The sequence below is a fragment of the Bordetella holmesii genome, assembly GCF_020735985.1.
Classification (GTDB): Bacteria; Pseudomonadota; Gammaproteobacteria; order Burkholderiales; family Burkholderiaceae_B; genus Bordetella; species Bordetella holmesii.
This window is the reverse complement of the sequence record NZ_CP085973.1, coordinates 618071-634948: the sequence shown is the minus strand read 5'-3', so window position 1 is coordinate 634948 and position 16878 is coordinate 618071. Positions and strand designations below refer to the sequence as shown.

Below are 16878 nucleotides of genomic sequence, written 5' to 3'. Positions count from 1 at the left end.
GGTTCCTCCAGCGATAAAACTTACAGACGCAGATCCGACTCTTCGGCCGACAGCACGTATTTCAGGTCATAGAGCACATGCTCGGGCTTGCCCAGCCTGCGGATGGCCTCGGCGCCCATGTCCACGAACTGCTGGTGCGACACCGCCAGGATGATGGCGTCATAGCTGCCTTCGGCCGGCTGGGCCACCGGCGTGATGCCGTACTCATGCCGCGCCTCGTCGGCGTCGACCCACGGATCGTAGACATCCACGTCCACGCTGTACTCGCCCAGTTCCTTGACGATGTCGACCACGCGGGTATTGCGCAGATCCGGGCAGTTTTCCTTGAAGGTCAGGCCCATCACCAGCACGCGCGCGCCCTGCACGTGCAAGCGCTTTTTCGTCATGCACTTGACCAGCTGCGACACCACGTAGCCGCCCATCGAGTCGTTCAGGCGCCGGCCGGCCAGAATGATTTCCGGGTGGTAGCCGATGGATTGCGCCTTGTGCGTCAGGTAGTAGGGATCCACGCCAATGCAATGCCCCCCCACCAGGCCCGGGCGAAACGGCAGGAAGTTCCACTTCGTGCCCGCCGCCTGCAGCACGGCCTCGGTGTCGATGCCCATCTTGTTGAAGATCAGCGCCAGCTCATTGATCAGCGCAATGTTGACGTCGCGCTGCGTGTTCTCGATGACCTTGGCGGCTTCGGCCACCCGGATGCTCGAGGCCTTGTGCGTGCCGGCGACGATAATTTCCTTGTAGAGCTGGTCGACCAGCTCGGCCACTTCGTCCGTCGAGCCGGAAGTCACCTTCTTGATCGTCGAGACACGATGCGCCTTGTCGCCCGGGTTGATGCGCTCGGGGCTGTAGCCGGCAAAGAAATCCTCATTGAATTTCAAGCCCGAGACGCGCTCGAGCACCGGCACGCAGTCTTCCTCGGTCGCGCCAGGGTAGACGGTGGATTCGTAAATCACAATGTCGCCGCGCTTGAGCACCGCACCGATGGTTTCGCTTGCCTTGACCAGCGGCGTCAGGTCCGGCTGTTTGTACTCATCGATGGGCGTGGGCACGGTCACGATGAAGACATTGGCCTGGCCCAGCTCGGCGCGGTCGGTCGTATAGCTCAGGTGCTTGGCTTCGGCCAGCTCCTTGTCATCCACTTCCAGCGTGTGGTCATGGCCGCGGCGCAACTCGTCGATGCGGCGCGCGTTGATGTCAAACCCGACGACGGAGCGCTTCTTGCCGAACTCCACCGCCAGCGGCAGACCGACATAGCCCAGGCCCACGATGGCCAGTTTCACATCTTGAATACGCAAGATAAATCTCCCAGTTACCGTACAACGGCTACGGCATCGATAAAAGTTTCAGGAAGTCGTTTGGACGTGCCCGCCGCGGTTGCGGCGGGCGCAAGATTTTCAGTCGGTGCGCAACACCGAGGGCAGCAACAGCCAGCCCGGGCGGCGCCAGGACACCAGGCGCATATAGAACCAGGTATAGACCAGGGCGAAAACGACCAGGCTGGCGCACAACGCCCATGCGTTGTCCCACCAAATGGTGGCGGGCACCAGGCCGATCAGCGCCAGCACCCACATATAGGGCGAGGCCAGGGCATTGCACAACGCGGGCACGGCATGCCAGCTGCGGCGACTGAAGGTCACACGCACCAGGCGGCGGAACACCAGCTGATGCAGGTGCAAGGCGTCCGGTTGATCCACGGGCACGCCGCGCTTGAAGCGGCGCCGCCAGATGGAAAAGCCGGTTTCGAACACCGGGTAAAACAACACGGCCAGCGCATAAAAAGGCGAAACCGACGGATTGCGCACCACCAGCAGCACCGCCAGTTCAGCCAGCATGAAGCCGAGAAAGTACGCGCCGCCGTCGCCCAGAAAGACCCGCCCGAAGGGGAAGTTCCACACTAAAAACCCCAGCGTGGCCGAGGCCAGCGCCGCCGAAATCATGAAGATGGGCATATCGCCGACCTGCAGCGCGACCAGACTGATGGACACCGCCATCAACGTGGCGATCATCCCGGCCAGCCCATTCATGCCGTCGACGATATTGAGCGCGTGCGTGCAGCCGCCAACAGCGAACACGGTAAAGAGCAGCGACACAGGCCAGAACGAGAGCACCCAGTCCACCGGAGCGATGCCCACGCGCGAGACGCCGCCGAGCAGCCACCACGCGATGGCCGCCGAGGCAAACGCCGCAAACAGGCGCTTGCTCGCGCCGATGTCCTTGGTGATGTCTTCCAGCAGGCCGGCCACGAACACAGGCATCGCCGCCACAAACAGCGCAGGCCACAGCCAGGTCAAGGTCATATTGCTGGGGCCAAGCACCAGCAAGCCCGCCAGCGTGCCGGCCAGCACGGCCAGACCGCCTACGCGGGGTGTGGCGCGCGTATGGGATGCCTGGGGTTTATTGAGGTCGCTGTCGCCAGTGAAGGCGCCATGCCAACGCTCCGACGCGACGATGAGTCCCCCCACCATGAACGCGACCACGCAGATATACAGCCAGGTCACATGATCACCTTTGGTTGGTCTATCGAAACAGGTCCGCCATTATGTGCGGCAGGTGTAACGCCCATATATGGGAGAGATATTCAAGTGCAAGTCGCAAGTACAGAAAGTAACGCCTGGGTCACAGGGCACCACCCTATCGGCCGAAGATATGTCCGATACAAAACGATTGTAGAGCTTTCCTGAGGGGTGCGCCGAGAAATTCCAGGGAAAACACCTAGATGATTGTCCCATTTTTTAACAAACCCGCGGCGCGAAGGTTACATGCGCTGCCGCCGATTTCGGACAAAAAAAAGGTTCATCGCGGAATAGCGTGGAGCCGTGCTTGATTGCCGTTACGCTTGATCCTTGATTTTTCAAGGATCAAGGCCGGGATCATGCTGGACCGCAAGACGATCGAGAGGTTGGGTGGGTGGGAAGGTTATCGGGTGGAGCGGGTCGTGTGGCCTGAAGGTGAGAGCCGGACGGTCACGATTTACCTGAAGCCTTCAGCGCGAACGATGCACTGCGAGCACTGCGGCAACCGATGTCGGCAGGTGCATGAGACGACCACGCGCCGGGTGCGGGATCTGCCGCTAATGGCGCTGCGAGTGACGCTGGTAGTGCCGCGTCGGCGGGTCTGGTGCGAGCAGTGCGGTGGACCGCATCTGGAGAGGCTGAGCTGGCTGGGCCGTTACCAGCGAGTGACCGACCGGCTGGCCGAGGCGGTCAGCCAGTTGCTTGAGTCCAGCAACATTCTGGCCGTGGCGCGCTTCTTCCAACTGGGTTGGCACACGGTCAAGGCGCTGGACAAGGCCCTGCTGCGACGGGCGATCCAAGAGCCGGACTGGAGCCAGATCCACTACCTAGCGATGGACGAGTTCGCTCTACACAAGGGCCATCGTTATGCCACGGTCGTTGTCGATCCGATCCGCCGTCAGGTGCTATGGATCGGTGATGGCCGCTCGCGCGAGACGGCCAGAGCCTTCTTCGAACAACTGCCAACTGGGGTTGCCCAGCAGATCCGGGCCGTAGCGATCGACATGACGACGGCCTATGAGCTGGAGATCCAGGCCAACTGCCCCAACGCCGAGATCGTCTACGACCTGTTCCACGTCGTGGCCAAGTACGGCCGTGAAGTGATAGACCGGGTGCGTGTAGACCAAGCGAACCAGTTGCGGCACGACAAGCCGGCCCGCCGGGTGATCAAGTCCAGTCGCTGGCTACTGCTGCGCAATCGCAAAAACCTCGATCCGTGCCAATCGGTAAAGTTGGACGAGTTGCTCCAGGCCAACCAGCCCTTGCTCACCGCTTATCTGATGCGCGATGAGCTCAAACAGCTGTGGTTCTACCAACACCCCGGCTACGCCCGCCAGGCATGGGATCACTGGCTGCAACAGGCTCAGGGCAGCGGCATCGCCGCCTTGGCTCACTTCGCGCTCAAGCTAAAAGCCTATCTGCACGGGATTCTGTCTCGCTGTCGCCACCGGCTCAACACCAGCATCGTCGAGGGCATCAACAACACCATCAAAGTCATCAAGCGCCGCGCCTACGGCTACCGCGATCAGGAGTACTTCTTCCTCAAGATCCGGTCTGCATTCCCCGGTATTCCTCGATGAACCAAAAAAAAGCCCGAGATCTAACGATCTCGGGCTAAATCCACCAAAGGAGGAGGGTGGAGGAGACAACCGTGGCATGCCTGGGTAACCCAGACGATCCAGGGAGCGCGGGAGGGGAAAAACCACTGCCTCTTTGCTCTACCTAGGACCGCTTCGCTTGGTGCTTGCACCGTTGCGTTTCGGCATCCGTTAAATGAATAGTAGAGGATTCTTTTGTGCGTTGCAAGATTTTTTTCGGAATCTGCTTTCACGACGTGCAATTGTCGGATTCTCGCCGCAACACACCGGAAAGCTGAGGCCTGACAAGGGTTTGCAACCACACGCCGTGGTACGACCCCATTTTTACGGCCTGCCGTGGAAGGGGGAAACCCTTGGGGACTAACCCCTAGAAATCCATCCCTCGCGAGCGCCTCGCCAGTCCGGGGCGGCAGCGAATGCGGCAGCGCACCATAAGCATATTCCGCAAATCAGAGATGGTAGGCCGTGGTGGTCATCACCTTGGACATCGCGCGCATGATGCCGCGCACGGGCGCCGGTAAGGGCACGCCGCCGGCGCGCTCGGCGCTTTCGCGGTGGCCCGCCTCATCCTCTTTCATTTGGCGCACGATCTCGCGCGAACGCTCATCCGTCGCCGGCAGCGTATGCAGGTGCTCTTCCAAATGGGCCTCGACCTGCCGCTCCGTCTCGGCCATGAAGCCCAGATTGCGCGGCACACCCGCCACACTGGCGGCCACCCCCAAGGCGAACGACCCGGCATACCACAGCGGGTTGAGCAAACTCGGACGGCTGCCCAGCTCCTTGAGCCGCGCATCGCACCATACCAAGTGATCCACCTCTTCGGCGGCGGCCTCGCGCAGCAACTCCCGGGTGTTCGCGTCGCGGCAGACCGCGGCCTGCCCCCGGTACAGCGCCTGAGCGCAGACTTCGCCGACGTGGTTGACCCGCATCAAGCCGGCGGCATGGCGCTTTTCGGTCTCGGAAAGCGTCTGCCCCGACTCGGCGGCGCGGGCGGGATAGGCTCGCCCGGCCACAGCCGAGCGCGACAGGACCTGCAGCGCGCGGTCCACCTCGACCAGCAGGGCGTCAAGGGGGCCCTCGCGGCGCGAAAGCGGAATGGCGGAAATCATAGACGGCTCCTTCAATGTGCCCCCATATCAACGCGGCCGGGCACCCGAGTCCGTATTCTAGCTAAAGGGTATGATCGCCCTTTGACCGGGCGCAAAGCGCCCTTTCCCGCACAAGGATTTTCGCGATGGAATGCACGATCGACTGGGGCGGCCCCTCGGGCATGCTCTTCATGGCCAGCACGGGCAGCGGCCATATCACCGCCATGGACGGCGCCGTCGAAGGTGGCGGACACAACCTGGCGCCACGCCCGATGGAAATGCTGCTGGCCGGCACCGGCGGCTGCACGGCCTATGATGTCGTACTCATTCTCAAGCGCGGCCGTCACGATGTCACCGGCTGCAGCGTCAAGCTGCAGGCCGATCGCGCCGACACCGACCCGAAAGTCTTCACGCGGATCCATTTCGCGTTTACCGTGACCGGCAACAAACTGCCGCAGGCCGCCGTCGAGCGGGCGGTCCAGCTCTCGCACGAAAAGTATTGCTCGGCCTCGGCCATGCTGGAAAAAACCGCCGAAATGACCTTCTCGGTCACGATCGTCGATACGGCCGCTGCCTGATCCCTCTCCGACTTGCCCCGGGTGCCTGGCGCCCGCCCCCGCGATGAAACAGTACCTCGACCTCGTTCAGTCCATCCTCGATCAGGGCGCCTGGCAGGAAAACCGCACCGGTGTGCGCACCCTGTCCATACCGGGCGCCATGTTGCGCTTTGACCTGCAAGAGGGATTTCCGGCGGTCACCACCAAAAAGCTCGCCTTCAAGTCTGCCATTGGCGAACTCGTGGGCTTCATGCGTGGCGCACGCAACGCCGCCGAATTCCGCGCCTTGGGTTGCAAGGTCTGGGACCAAAACGCCAACGAGAACAGCCAATGGCTGGCCAATCCGTATCGCGAGGGTCCCGACGATCTCGGCCCGGTCTACGGCGTGCAATGGCGCCGGTGGCCGGCCTACAAGCTCCTGCCCACCACACGGCAGGCGCAAATCGACGATGCACTCGGACGCGGCTATGCGCGCGTGGCCGACGTCGACGAGGGCGGTGTGCCGCACGTGCTGCTCTACAAGGCAGTCGATCAATTGCGCCAGTGCCTGGACACCATCCAGCGCAACCCCTCGGACCGGCGCATCCTCTTTCATGGCTGGAACTGGGCGCAGATCGAAGAAATGGCGCTGCCGCCCTGCCATCTGCTTTATCAGTTCCTGCCCAACGCCAGCACGGGAGAAATCTCGCTGTGCCTGTACATCCGCTCCAACGATGTCGGGCTAGGCACGCCGTTCAACCTCACCGAAGGGGCGGCCCTGCTGCATCTGGTGGGCCGCCTGACCGGTTACACGCCGCGGTGGTTCACGTATTTCATTGGCGACGCGCACATCTACGAGAGCCATCTCGATATGCTGCGCGAGCAGCTCACGCGCGCCCCCTTCGAATCGCCCCGACTCGTGCTGTCTGACCGGATTCCCGACTTCAACCAGACCGGGCGCTATGAGCCCGAATGGCTGGAGCGCGTGGAACCCGGCGACTTCACGCTCGAGGGCTATCACCACCACGCGCCGCTGACCGCGCCCATGGCGGTATGAGCATGGCCAAATTGATCCTCGTCGTCGCCTACGCCCGCAACCGCGTCATCGGGCGCGACAACGCCCTGCCCTGGCGGCTGCCCGGCGATCTGGCGCACTTCAAGCGCACGACGCTGGGCCATCCCATCGTGATGGGGCGCAATACCTGGGAATCGCTGGGCCGCCCGCTGCCTGGCCGCCAGAACATCGTCATCAGCCGCAATCCGGCCTACCGCGCCGAAGGCGCGGTGGTCGTGCCCGATCTGCAGGCCGCGCTGGACGCCGCCCAGGCCGAGGACGTCTATGTCATAGGCGGCGCGCAGATCTACGCGCAGGCCATCCCTCTGGCCAGCCGCATCATCGCCACCGAGATCCAGGCCGATGTGCCTGGCGATGCCTGGTTTCCGCTGCTGCCTGGACATGCCTGGAAAGAAACCTCGCGCGCGGCGCAGCCCGAAGAAAACGGCTACCGCTACGACTTCGTGGTCTACGACCGAAGCGCCTGAAACCGGAGCCTAGGCGCAAGCGCGGCGCATGAAGCGCCACAAGACGGGCTGCCCGGCGTACGCGACGTTAAAGCGCAGCCATGGGGTATCGGCCTGCCCCGCGTCGAAATAACAACCCGGCGCCAGCCAGATGCCATCACGCAGCGCCGCCTCGGCAACGGCCAACGCCCCCTGACCATGCCCGGGCAGCCGCGCCCACAAGAACAGGCCGGCCTGCGGGCGCGCGGCAACCTCCAGGCCGCAATCGTCCATCTGCCGCATGACCTGCGCATGCGCCTGGGCCAGGCGCTCGCGCGTACGCAGAATATGGGCGCGCAAGCGTCCTTCGCGCACGACCTGATGCACCACGCGCTCCATGATCTCGGGAGAAGTCAGGCCCACGGCCATCTTGGTGCGGGCCAGATCCCGCGCCAGATCGTGATGCGCGATCAAATAGCCCACCCGAACCGACGGGCTGATGATTTTGGAATAGCCCCCAAGGTAAACAACACGCTCGGCGCCATCCAGCGCGGCCAGCAACGGGGCCAACTGAGGCTGCAGCTCGCGCGAGATATCGTCCTCGACGATCCAGTAATCGTGGCGGTTGGCCGACTGCAGCAGGCGAAACGCATTGGCCATGGACAGCGACATACCGCAGGGGTTCTGCAGCACCGTATTGACGAATAGCGCGCGCGGCTGATGGTCGCGCACAGCAGCCTCCAGTACCTCGAGATCCAGACCGCTTTCGCCGCGCGGCACCGCCACCGTCCGCATGCCTGCCAGGCGCAGCAACTGCAGCAGATTGGCATAACACGGCTGCTCGACCATCACCGTGTCGCCCGGGCGCAGCAGCGTGCGGATGACCACGTCCAGTCCGTGCGTGACGCCTTGGGTCAAGACGACCTGATCCGGGTCCGCCTGCAAACCATGCTGAGCCATTGCCGCGGCCACGCTCTCGCGCAGCGGGGCGTAGCCCTGCGGATGGCCGTAACCGGAAATGCGCAAGGCGGGCACCCGTCCCATGTGGCGCAACGCCAGGTGCAGGCCTTCCTCGTTGAGCCATTCGCCCGGCAGCCAGCCGCAGCCAGCCTTGATGGGAATGGAGTGATCCGCATAGATGTCCGACAGCAGCCAATCGGTATTGAGCCGCGGCGGCGCCCACGCCGCAGGCCGGGGCGCCGCCGGACGGGCCGCCGCCAGCACGCGGTACCCCGAGCCGGGCCTGGCGGCGAGCCAGCCCTGCGCGACCAACCGGTTATAGGCGCTGGCCACCGTGAAGGTACTCAGGCCATGCTCGCGGGCAAACTCACGCACCGAGGCTACGGGCATACCCGGACGCAACACCTGCTGCTCGATGGCCCGGGCAAATGCCTGCACGACCTGCTCCACCAGTGTGAGGCCGTGTTTACGCGAGCGGACGGGCTGGAATTCCATGAGTTTTCTGTACGGTTGATGCCATATCGCCACTACGGTTTTGGACTTTTGACCTGATTGTATATTTTCAATCGTCTGGCCACGGCAGAGAATCGCTGACATTCCCTATACTCACGGCGCAGCCAGCGCCGTGCAGTTTTGTCCCCTGGAGTTCTGTCATGAATGCGCCCGCCGGCCTGCCCGATCTGTCCCACCTTTGGATGCCGTTTACGGCCAACCGCCAGTTCAAGGCCGAGCCCCGCCTGCTGGCCAGCGCCAAAGGCATGTACTACACCGCTGTCGATGGCCGCCAGATTCTGGACGGCACCGCTGGGCTGTGGTGCGTCAATGCCGGTCACGGCCGCGAGGAGATCATCACCGCCATCGCCCGGCAGGCTGGCGAGCTCGACTACGCACCAGGCTTTCAGCTCGGGCACCCGGGCGCCTTCGAGGCGGCCAACGCCGTGGCTCGCTTCATGCCCGAAGGCCTGGACCGGATTTTTTTCACCAACTCCGGATCGGAGTCGATCGACACCGCGCTGAAGATTGCACTGGCCTACCACCGGGCGCGTGGCGAAGGACAGCGCACACGCCTGATTGGCCGCGAGCGCGGCTACCACGGAGTGGGCTTTGGCGGGATTTCGGTCGGTGGCATCGGGAGCAATCGCAAAGCGTTTTCCGGGGCGCTGCTGCCGGCAGTCGATCATCTGCCGCACACGCATAACCTGGAGAAAAACGCCTTCACGCAAGGCCAGCCGGCATGGGGCGCCCATCTGGCCGACGATCTTGAGCGCCTGATCGCCCTGCACGACGCGTCGACCATCGCCTCGGTCGTGGTCGAACCCATGGCCGGATCGACCGGCGTGCTGGTGCCGCCCAAAGGATATCTGCAACGCCTGCGTGAGATTACGGCCCGCCACGGCATTCTGCTGATCTTCGACGAGGTCATCACCGCCTATGGGCGGCTGGGCTCGGCCACCGCAGCGGAGTTCTTTGGCGTGACGCCCGACCTCATCACCATGGCCAAGGGCGTGAGCAATGCCGCGGTGCCCGCCGGTGCAGTCGCCGTCCGCCGGCAGGTGCACGACGCTGTCATCGAAGGTGTGCAAGGCGGCATCGAGTTTTTCCACGGCTACACCTATTCGGCCCACCCGCTGGCCACCGCGGCCATCCTGGCCACGCTGGACATCTACCGGCGCGAAAAGCTCTTCGAGCGTGCGCGTGAGCTCGCGCCTGCCTTCGAGCGCGCTGCCCACCGTCTGCGCGACGCCCATCATGTCATCGACGTGCGCAACATCGGGCTGGTGGCCGGCATCGAGCTGGCGCCTCGCGACGGCGCGGCAGGCGCCCGCGCCGCGCAGGCCTTCCAGAAATGCTTTGATCGCGGCCTGCTGGTCCGTTACACCGGGGATATCCTCGCCATCTCGCCACCGCTCATCATCAACGAAGCGCAGATCGAAGAAATCTTCGATACGATCGGGCAAGTCCTCAAGGAAATCGCCTGAGTCCGCGCGGCTCCAACACGCACACCGTCACCATGAACACGATCACTCACTACATCAACGGCCAGCCATACGCAGGCCGCTCCGGTCGCTACACCGAGGGCTACAACCCGGCCACCGGCGACATCATCAACTCCATTGCACTGGCGTCGGCCGATGATGTGGGCACGGCCGTGGAGGCGGCCAAGGCCGCCTATCCCGCCTGGGCCGAAACGCCCGCGCTCAAACGTGCCCGCATTCTGTTTAACTTCAAGGCACTGCTGGACAAACACCAGGACGAACTGGCCGCGCTCATCACCCGCGAACACGGCAAAGTCTTCTCCGACGCCAAAGGTGAGGTGACTCGCGGCATCGAGGTGGTCGAATTCGCCTGCGGTATCCCGCAGTTGCTCAAAGGGCAGTACAGCGACCAGATCGGTGGCGGCATCGACAACTGGAGCATGCGCCAGCCCCTGGGCGTCGTGGCCGGTATCACGCCCTTCAATTTCCCGATGATGGTGCCTTGCTGGATGTTCCCGGTGGCTCTGGCTTGCGGCAACACCTTTATCCTCAAACCCTCCGAGCGCGACCCTTCGGTACCCTTGCGCCTGGCTGAGCTGCTCAAGGAAGCCGGGCTGCCCGACGGCGTCTTCAACGTGGTGCAGGGTGACAAGATCGCCGTCGATGCACTCATTGCCCATCCCGATGTCGAAGCCCTGTCCTTTGTCGGCTCCACACCCATTGCCGAATACATCTACGCCGAAGGCACTCGGCGCGGCAAACGCGTGCAGGCCTTAGGCGGCGCGAAGAACCATCTGGTGGTCATGCCCGACGCCGATCTGGACCAGGTCACCGACGCCCTCATGGGCGCGGCATACGGCTCGGCCGGCGAACGCTGCATGGCCATATCGGTCGCCGTGGCCGTCGGCGACGTGGCCGACAAGGTCATCGAGCGGCTCAAACCTCGCGTCGCGGCACTCATCGTCAAAGACGGCATGCAGGCCGATGCTGAGATGGGGCCATTGGTCACCGCGCAACACCGTAAGAAAGTGCTGGGCTACATCGAAGACGGCATCGCCGCGGGCGCCACGCTGGTGGCCGATGGCCGCGACCTCAAGGTCACCGGCAACGAGCAGGGATTCTTCCTCGGCGGCACGCTGTTTGACCATGTCACGCCGCAGATGAACGTCTACCGCGAAGAGATATTCGGGCCGGTGTTATGCGTCGTCCGGGTGCCCGACTTTGCGTCTGCGGTCGAACTGATCAACGGACACGAGTTCGGCAATGGCGTGTCGTGCTTCACATCGGATGGCGGCATCGCGCGCGCGTTCGCGCGCCAGATAAAGGTCGGCATGGTGGGCATCAACGTACCCATCCCCGTGCCCATGGCCTGGCACTCCTTCGGTGGCTGGAAACGCTCGCTGTTCGGTGATCATCATGCCTACGGCGAAGAGGGCGTGCGTTTTTACTCGCGCTACAAGAGCGTGATGCAGCGCTGGCCCGACAGCATTGCAAAGGGCGCGGAGTTCACCATGCCCGTGGCGAAGTAAACCGGTTGTCACAGGCGGGCGATGCCCGCCATGCTTTTTTGAGGGGCCCCTGGCCAGAACGCATCTGCCCAGTCAGGCCGGCCGCGTAGCGGTTTCACGAAGGGGTCTGGCAATGCGCATTGGCATAGGCGGTTTTCAACACGAAACCAATACCTTCGCGCCTTCCCTTGCAACCTGGGAGGACTTCGCTGACAAAGGTGGCGGCTGGCCGAAACTGGTCAGCGGCCCTGCCCTGTTCGATGCGGTGGCGGGGGCCAACATACCGATAGCGGGCTTTATCGAAGCCATGGCAGAGCACACCCTGCTGCCCACGACCTGGACGGCCGCCAGTCCCTCCGGGCCCGTCACCCGCGACGCCTACGAGCGAATCTGCGCCCTGCTTCTCGATGGGCTGCGTCAATCCATGCCTTTGGATGGCGTCTACCTGGACCTGCATGGGGCCATGGTCGCCGAGCATCTGGACGACGGCGAAGGCGAGCTTCTGCGTCGCGTGCGCGAATTGATCGGCCCCGATCTGCCGCTGGTGGCCAGCCTCGACCTGCATGCCAACGTCACTCGCGACATGGTGCGCCACGCCGACGGGCTCGTCTGTTACCGCACCTATCCGCATGTGGACATGGCTCAAACCGGTGCGCGCGCAGCCGCTTTGCTGCAAAAACGACTGCAAGGATTACCTCGCCCCTATGTGGCGTGGCGCTGTCTGCCGTATCTGATTTCGCTTTGCTGGCAGTCGACCGACATCGAACCGGCACGCAGTCTGTACCGCCAGCTCGGCGAACTTGAAGGCCGCACAGCCTTTAGCCTGTCGTTTGCCACGGGCTTTCCGGCGGCCGATTTTCCCGGCTGCGCGCCCTCCGTATGGGCGTATGCGCATAGCCAAAGCGATGCCGATGCCTGCGCCGACGAGATGACCCGAGCGGTGTTGAATGCCGAAGCGGATTTTGGCGGACGCCTCTATGACCCTGATGAAGCGGTGCAGGAAGCGATGCGGCGGGCTGCCACGGCCAGCAAGCCGGTGGTGATCGCCGATGTCCAGGACAATCCGGGCGCCGGCGGCAGTTCGGACACCACGGGCCTTCTGCGCGCACTGATCCGTCACCGTGCGCGTCGGGCCGCCATCGGCCTGATCGTCGACCCCCCGGCAGCGCTTGCCGCGCACCGCGCGGGAGAAGGCAAGACGCTGCGAGTTGCACTGGGTGGACACTCGGGTATTCCCGATGACGAACCCCTGACAGCCGACTTCATCGTCGAGAAAATCTCCGACGGCCGCTTCGATACGCACGGCGACTTTTATCGCGGCTTTCATATGGACCTCGGCCCCTGCGCCTGCCTTCGCATTGACGACGTGCGCATTGTGGTGGCGTCGGTCAAGGTGCAGATGGCCGATCAGGAGATGTTTCGCTTTGCTGGCGTCGAACCGCAACGCGCGTCGATTCTGGTACTCAAGAGCACGGCGCATTTTCGCGCCGACTTCACCGCAATTGCGGATCGCATTCTCGTGTGCGCGGCACCCGGCTCGATGCTCATGGATGCGGCCAAACAACCGTAGACACGGCTTCGACACGGCATCAGAATGGCACCTTGCGGTCCGGAATTCACGCATCCCACCGCGTGAAAACCCTCATCGCCGCCACAGGCGGCTCGTTCACAACAAGGGCGGCCACCAGGCGCCTGCTTGCAGAATCAGGGGAATATCCATGCTGAAGTTCGTTCGAGCGGCATTCGTTGCAGGCACAACATTGATGGTGGCGCACGGCGCTTACGCCGACACCACCATCAAGGCAGTCATGCACTCGCCCTTGCGGCTGACCGACCCGCATGCCACCACGGCGTACATCACGACCTGGCATGGCTACATGATCTACGACACGCTGCTGGCCACCGATGCGGACAACAAGATCCAACCGCAGATGCTCGAACAATGGGAAGTCTCGCCCGACGGCAAGACCTACACCATGACCCTGCGCGACGGCCTCAAATGGCACGACGGCACGCCGGTCACCTCGGACGATTGTGTGGCATCGATCAAACGCTGGGCTGCCGGCGATGGCATGGGCCGCACCCTGCTCAAGTTCACGGACAAGATCGAAAAGGTGGATGACAAGCGGTTTCGTGTCGTCATGAAGGAACCCACCGATCTGGTGCTGCGCGCGCTGTCCAAGCCCACAGGCACGGCCGCGTTCATGATGCCCAAACGCGTCGCTGAACTGCCCATCGGGCAACCCATTACCGACATGACGGGTTCGGGTCCGTTCAAGGTGGCGGAATTCAAACCCGGCGTCAAAACCGTGTACGTCAAGAACGCCGACTATGTGCCTCGCAAAGAGCCGGCCAGCGGCCTGGCCGGAGGCAAAGTCGTCAATGTGGACCGGGTCGAATGGGAGGTCATGCCCGACGCGCTGACCGCAGCGAATTCGCTGCTGAGCTGTGAGATCGACTTCGTGGAGCAGTTCCCTTATGACCTGCTGCCCATGGTTGAAGGCCACCAGGAGCTCAAGGAGGAGACCCTGAGCCCGGTGGGCTACTTCAACATGTACCGCTTCAACTTCAAGCACCCGCCCTTTGACAACAAGAAGATCCGACAGGCCGCCATGTACGCCATCGGCCAGGAAGACGTCATGCGGGCCCTGGTGGGCAATCCCAAGTACTGGCAGACCTGCGCCTCCCTGTGGGGTTGCGGCACGCCGCTGCAAAGCGATATTGGCAAGGAAATGACCGTGCCTTCCGATATCAGCAAGGCCAAGACCCTGCTCAAAGAGGCAGGCTACGACAATACGCCCATCCTGATCATGCATGCCACCGACGTCGGCACGCTCAGTGCCCAGCCTGTCGTCATGGCGCAGGCGCTGCGCAAGGCGGGTTTTAACGTCAACCTTCAGGCCATGGACTGGCAGAGTGTGGCCACGCGCCGCGCGTCCAAGGCCGCGCCGGCCGAGGGTGGCTGGAGCATTCTTAACACCAACTGGTACGCCACCGACATCATGGATCCGGTGCGCTCGGCGCCTGCGGCGGCCAATGGCGACAATGCATGGTTTGGATGGCCCGATCTGCCGCAGATCGAAGAACTGCGCACCAAGTTCGCGCTCAGCTCCGATCCGGAGCAACAGAAGAAGATCGCCGACGAAACGCAGAGGATAGGCGTCGAGGAGGGACTTTATGTGCCTCTGGGTCAGATGTCCGTGCCGACGGTGTACTCCACCAAGCTCAGCGGCCTGGTGCACGCGCCGGCCTTCGCGTTCTGGAACGTCAAGAAAGCCCCCTGATTCCGGCTCGATCCGGCCTATGTGCGGCGATACGCGGGCAGGCCGGCCGACACGGCAGCTCAACCATGGGGAAAAAATATGCTGGGTTTTGTCTTGCGCCGGCTGCTGGCCACCATTGCGGTCCTCATCATGGTGGCGGTAGTCGTCTTTTCCATCTTGCGCTTTAGCCCGGGCGACCCGGCCATCATCATGGCTGGCGATGGCGCCACACCAGAGCGCATCGAGCAGATCCGGCAGACCATGGGCCTGGATCAGCCGCTGCTCAAACAGTTCTTCATCTGGGGCGGCAATCTCCTGCAGGGTGACATGGGCACATCGCTGATGTCAGGTGTCCCTGTAAGGGAACTCATCGGCCAGCGTCTGGAGCCGTCGCTCAGCCTGGCGGTGATCACGCTCATCTTTACCCTAATCATTGCCATCCCGCTGGGCGTGCTGGCCGCATGGCGGCGCGGCAAACTGCTAGACCGTGCCGTGATGGGATTTTCCGTGCTGGGGTTCTCGGTGCCGGTATTCGTGACCGGTTATCTGCTCATCTGGGCCTTCGCCATCAAGCTGGGCTGGTTCAACGTGCAGGGATACACGCCTCTGGCGCAAGGATTTGGCCCTACCTGCACCGTCTGATTCTGCCATCACTGGCCTTGTCGACCGTCTACATCGCCCTTATCGCACGGATCACCCGTACCAGCGTGATCGAGGTCATGGGTGAGGACTATATCCGTACCGCGCGTGCCAAGGGTCTCGGAGAGACGGCGGTGCTGCTGGGTCACGCGTTACGCAACGCCGCCGTACCCATCGCCACGGTGGTCGGCGTGGGTGTGGCCATGCTGATCAGTGGCGTGGTCGTCACCGAGTCTGTGTTCAATATCCCCTGCCTCGGCCGCCTGGTGGTCGAAGCGGTACTGGCGCGCGACTACCCGGTCATTCAGGGACTGACGCTGTTCTTCGCCTTCGTTTATGTATTCATCAATCTGCTTGTCGACTTCGCCTACACGGTGTTCGACCCGCGCATCCGGTACTGAACATGCAGACAGACGCCTTGAACGACACCGCTCTGCCAGGCAGTGGCAGCCCCAACGCAGGTGCCTGGCAACGCCTGCGCATGGAGCTGCGCAGCTGGCCGGTGCTGATCTCTCTGGTCATCCTCTTGCTGGTGGTCGTCGCTGCCGTGTTTGCGCCGTGGATGGGCACCGTTGATCCCACCGCCATCCATCCCGCAGCGCGCCTGAAGCCACCCTTCGGAGAATATCTCTTCGGCACCGACGCTTTCGGCCGCGATGTCTGGTCGCGCGTGGTGTATGGCGCACGTATCTCGCTGGTCGCGGGCCTGGGCGCGGCCCTGATCAGCGTGGGCCTGGGCCTGGTGATAGGCGTGCTGGCGGGATGGTTTCGCAGCCTTGACGGCATCATCATGCGTACCATGGATGCCATAATGGCCATCCCCGGCATTCTGCTGGCCATCGCACTGGTCTCAGTCAGTGGCGCCAGCCTGACCACGGTACTGGTGGCGATCACCATCCCTGAGATACCCCGTGTGGTCCGTCTGGTGCGAGGCCAGATTCTGAGCGTGCGGGAGGAGCCTTATGTCGAAGCCGCGCTGGCGCTGGGCACTCCTTTGCCCTCGCTGCTGTGGCGTCATATGGTCCCCAGCACCATCGCGCCGCTGACCGTGCAAGGCACCTACGTTTTCGCCTCGGCCATGCTCACGGAAGCCATTCTGAGTTTTCTGGGCGCGGGCATACCGCCCGAGATCCCGTCCTGGGGGAACATCATGTCCGAAGGCCGCATGTACTTCCGCATGCTGCCGGGCTTGATTCTTTTCCCAGGCCTTTTCCTGTCGCTGACCGTGCTGTCGGTCAATATGCTGGGCGATGCGCTGCGCGACGCGCTGGACCCCAAGATGGTCCGTCGGAGCTGA

The 16878-nt window shown here is 63.2% G+C and carries 13 protein-coding genes and 1 pseudogene; 10 read left to right on the top strand and 4 right to left on the bottom strand.

Features of this window, described 5'->3' with window-relative positions:
- Positions 1–20: 20 nt before the first annotated feature.
- The gene (gene tviB, locus LK440_RS02935) at positions 21–1295 is read right to left on the bottom strand and encodes a Vi polysaccharide biosynthesis UDP-N-acetylglucosamine C-6 dehydrogenase TviB (RefSeq protein WP_005015473.1); all 1275 of its coding nucleotides are present in this window, start codon (positions 1293–1295) and stop codon (positions 21–23) included.
- Between the two features lie 99 nt (positions 1296–1394).
- A complete protein-coding gene (locus LK440_RS02930) occupies positions 1395–2498 on the bottom strand; it encodes an MraY family glycosyltransferase (RefSeq protein ID WP_005015474.1) in 1104 nt (367 codons plus the stop codon).
- 374 nt (positions 2499–2872) lie between these two features.
- Here LK440_RS02930 and LK440_RS02925 point away from each other — a divergent pair, with 374 nt between their 5' ends.
- Entirely contained in the window at positions 2873–4093 is a 1221-nt protein-coding gene (locus LK440_RS02925) for an ISL3 family transposase (RefSeq protein ID WP_005011985.1), read from the top strand.
- A gap of 467 nt (positions 4094–4560) precedes the next feature.
- Here LK440_RS02925 and coq7 read toward each other — a convergent pair whose 3' ends face one another.
- A complete protein-coding gene (gene coq7, locus LK440_RS02920; RefSeq protein ID WP_005019922.1) occupies positions 4561–5220 on the bottom strand; it encodes a 2-polyprenyl-3-methyl-6-methoxy-1,4-benzoquinone monooxygenase in 660 nt (219 codons plus the stop codon).
- A 125-nt stretch (positions 5221–5345) separates the two neighbouring features.
- Here coq7 and LK440_RS02915 point away from each other — a divergent pair, with 125 nt between their 5' ends.
- Genes LK440_RS02915 through LK440_RS02905 form a run of 3 tightly spaced genes read left to right on the top strand, consistent with a single transcriptional unit; the run spans position 5346 to position 7277 of the window.
- On the top strand, positions 5346–5777 hold the full coding sequence (locus LK440_RS02915) for an OsmC family protein (protein WP_005015477.1): 432 nt from the start codon (positions 5346–5348) through the stop codon (positions 5775–5777).
- 43 nt (positions 5778–5820) lie between these two features.
- Positions 5821–6792: a thymidylate synthase gene (locus LK440_RS02910; RefSeq protein WP_005015478.1), complete on the top strand. Its 972-nt coding sequence runs from the start codon at positions 5821–5823 to the stop codon at positions 6790–6792.
- Positions 6789–7277 carry a dihydrofolate reductase gene (locus LK440_RS02905; protein ID WP_005015479.1) on the top strand — a complete coding sequence of 163 codons (489 nt, stop codon included), beginning with the start codon at positions 6789–6791 and terminating at the stop codon, positions 7275–7277. The genes LK440_RS02910 and LK440_RS02905 overlap by 4 nt, the downstream gene beginning before the upstream one ends.
- Positions 7278–7286: 9 nt before the next feature.
- On the opposite strand, the gene LK440_RS02900 is transcribed toward LK440_RS02905, so the two are convergent.
- Positions 7287–8690: an aminotransferase-like domain-containing protein gene (locus LK440_RS02900; RefSeq protein WP_005015480.1), complete on the bottom strand. Its 1404-nt coding sequence runs from the start codon at positions 8688–8690 to the stop codon at positions 7287–7289.
- A 158-nt stretch (positions 8691–8848) separates the two neighbouring features.
- On the opposite strand from LK440_RS02900, the gene LK440_RS02895 reads away from it, so the two are divergent.
- From LK440_RS02895 to LK440_RS02870, 6 genes and pseudogenes are all read left to right on the top strand, one after another.
- Positions 8849–10174, top strand: coding sequence for an aspartate aminotransferase family protein (locus LK440_RS02895; protein WP_005015488.1), 1326 nt, complete (start codon positions 8849–8851; stop codon positions 10172–10174).
- Between the two features lie 32 nt (positions 10175–10206).
- Positions 10207–11700: a CoA-acylating methylmalonate-semialdehyde dehydrogenase gene (locus LK440_RS02890; protein ID WP_005015490.1), complete on the top strand. Its 1494-nt coding sequence runs from the start codon at positions 10207–10209 to the stop codon at positions 11698–11700.
- A gap of 112 nt (positions 11701–11812) precedes the next feature.
- The gene (locus LK440_RS02885) at positions 11813–13249 is read left to right on the top strand and encodes a M81 family metallopeptidase (RefSeq protein WP_005015491.1); all 1437 of its coding nucleotides are present in this window, start codon (positions 11813–11815) and stop codon (positions 13247–13249) included.
- A 148-nt stretch (positions 13250–13397) separates the two neighbouring features.
- On the top strand, positions 13398–14963 hold the full coding sequence (locus LK440_RS02880; protein WP_005019923.1) for an ABC transporter substrate-binding protein: 1566 nt from the start codon (positions 13398–13400) through the stop codon (positions 14961–14963).
- A 78-nt stretch (positions 14964–15041) separates the two neighbouring features.
- Positions 15042–15982, top strand: a pseudogene (locus tag LK440_RS02875) (ABC transporter permease).
- A gap of 2 nt (positions 15983–15984) precedes the next feature.
- On the top strand, positions 15985–16878 hold the full coding sequence (locus LK440_RS02870; RefSeq protein ID WP_005015497.1) for an ABC transporter permease: 894 nt from the start codon (positions 15985–15987) through the stop codon (positions 16876–16878).

Bases quoted from the DNA above. Each gene is read 5' to 3' on its own strand.
- LK440_RS02925 (WP_005011985.1), top strand. From the start codon at position 2,873: ATGCTGGACCGCAAGACGATCGAGAGGTTGGGTGGGTGGGAAGGTTAT.
- coq7 (WP_005019922.1), bottom strand. From the start codon at position 5,220: ATGATTTCCGCCATTCCGCTTTCGCGCCGCGAGGGCCCCCTTGACGCC.
- LK440_RS02915 (WP_005015477.1), top strand. From the start codon at position 5,346: ATGGAATGCACGATCGACTGGGGCGGCCCCTCGGGCATGCTCTTCATG.
- LK440_RS02910 (WP_005015478.1), top strand. From the start codon at position 5,821: ATGAAACAGTACCTCGACCTCGTTCAGTCCATCCTCGATCAGGGCGCC.
- LK440_RS02905 (WP_005015479.1), top strand. From the start codon at position 6,789: ATGAGCATGGCCAAATTGATCCTCGTCGTCGCCTACGCCCGCAACCGC.
- LK440_RS02900 (WP_005015480.1), bottom strand. From the start codon at position 8,690: ATGGAATTCCAGCCCGTCCGCTCGCGTAAACACGGCCTCACACTGGTG.
- LK440_RS02895 (WP_005015488.1), top strand. From the start codon at position 8,849: ATGAATGCGCCCGCCGGCCTGCCCGATCTGTCCCACCTTTGGATGCCG.
- LK440_RS02890 (WP_005015490.1), top strand. From the start codon at position 10,207: ATGAACACGATCACTCACTACATCAACGGCCAGCCATACGCAGGCCGC.
- LK440_RS02885 (WP_005015491.1), top strand. From the start codon at position 11,813: ATGCGCATTGGCATAGGCGGTTTTCAACACGAAACCAATACCTTCGCG.
- LK440_RS02880 (WP_005019923.1), top strand. From the start codon at position 13,398: ATGCTGAAGTTCGTTCGAGCGGCATTCGTTGCAGGCACAACATTGATG.
- LK440_RS02870 (WP_005015497.1), top strand. From the start codon at position 15,985: ATGCAGACAGACGCCTTGAACGACACCGCTCTGCCAGGCAGTGGCAGC.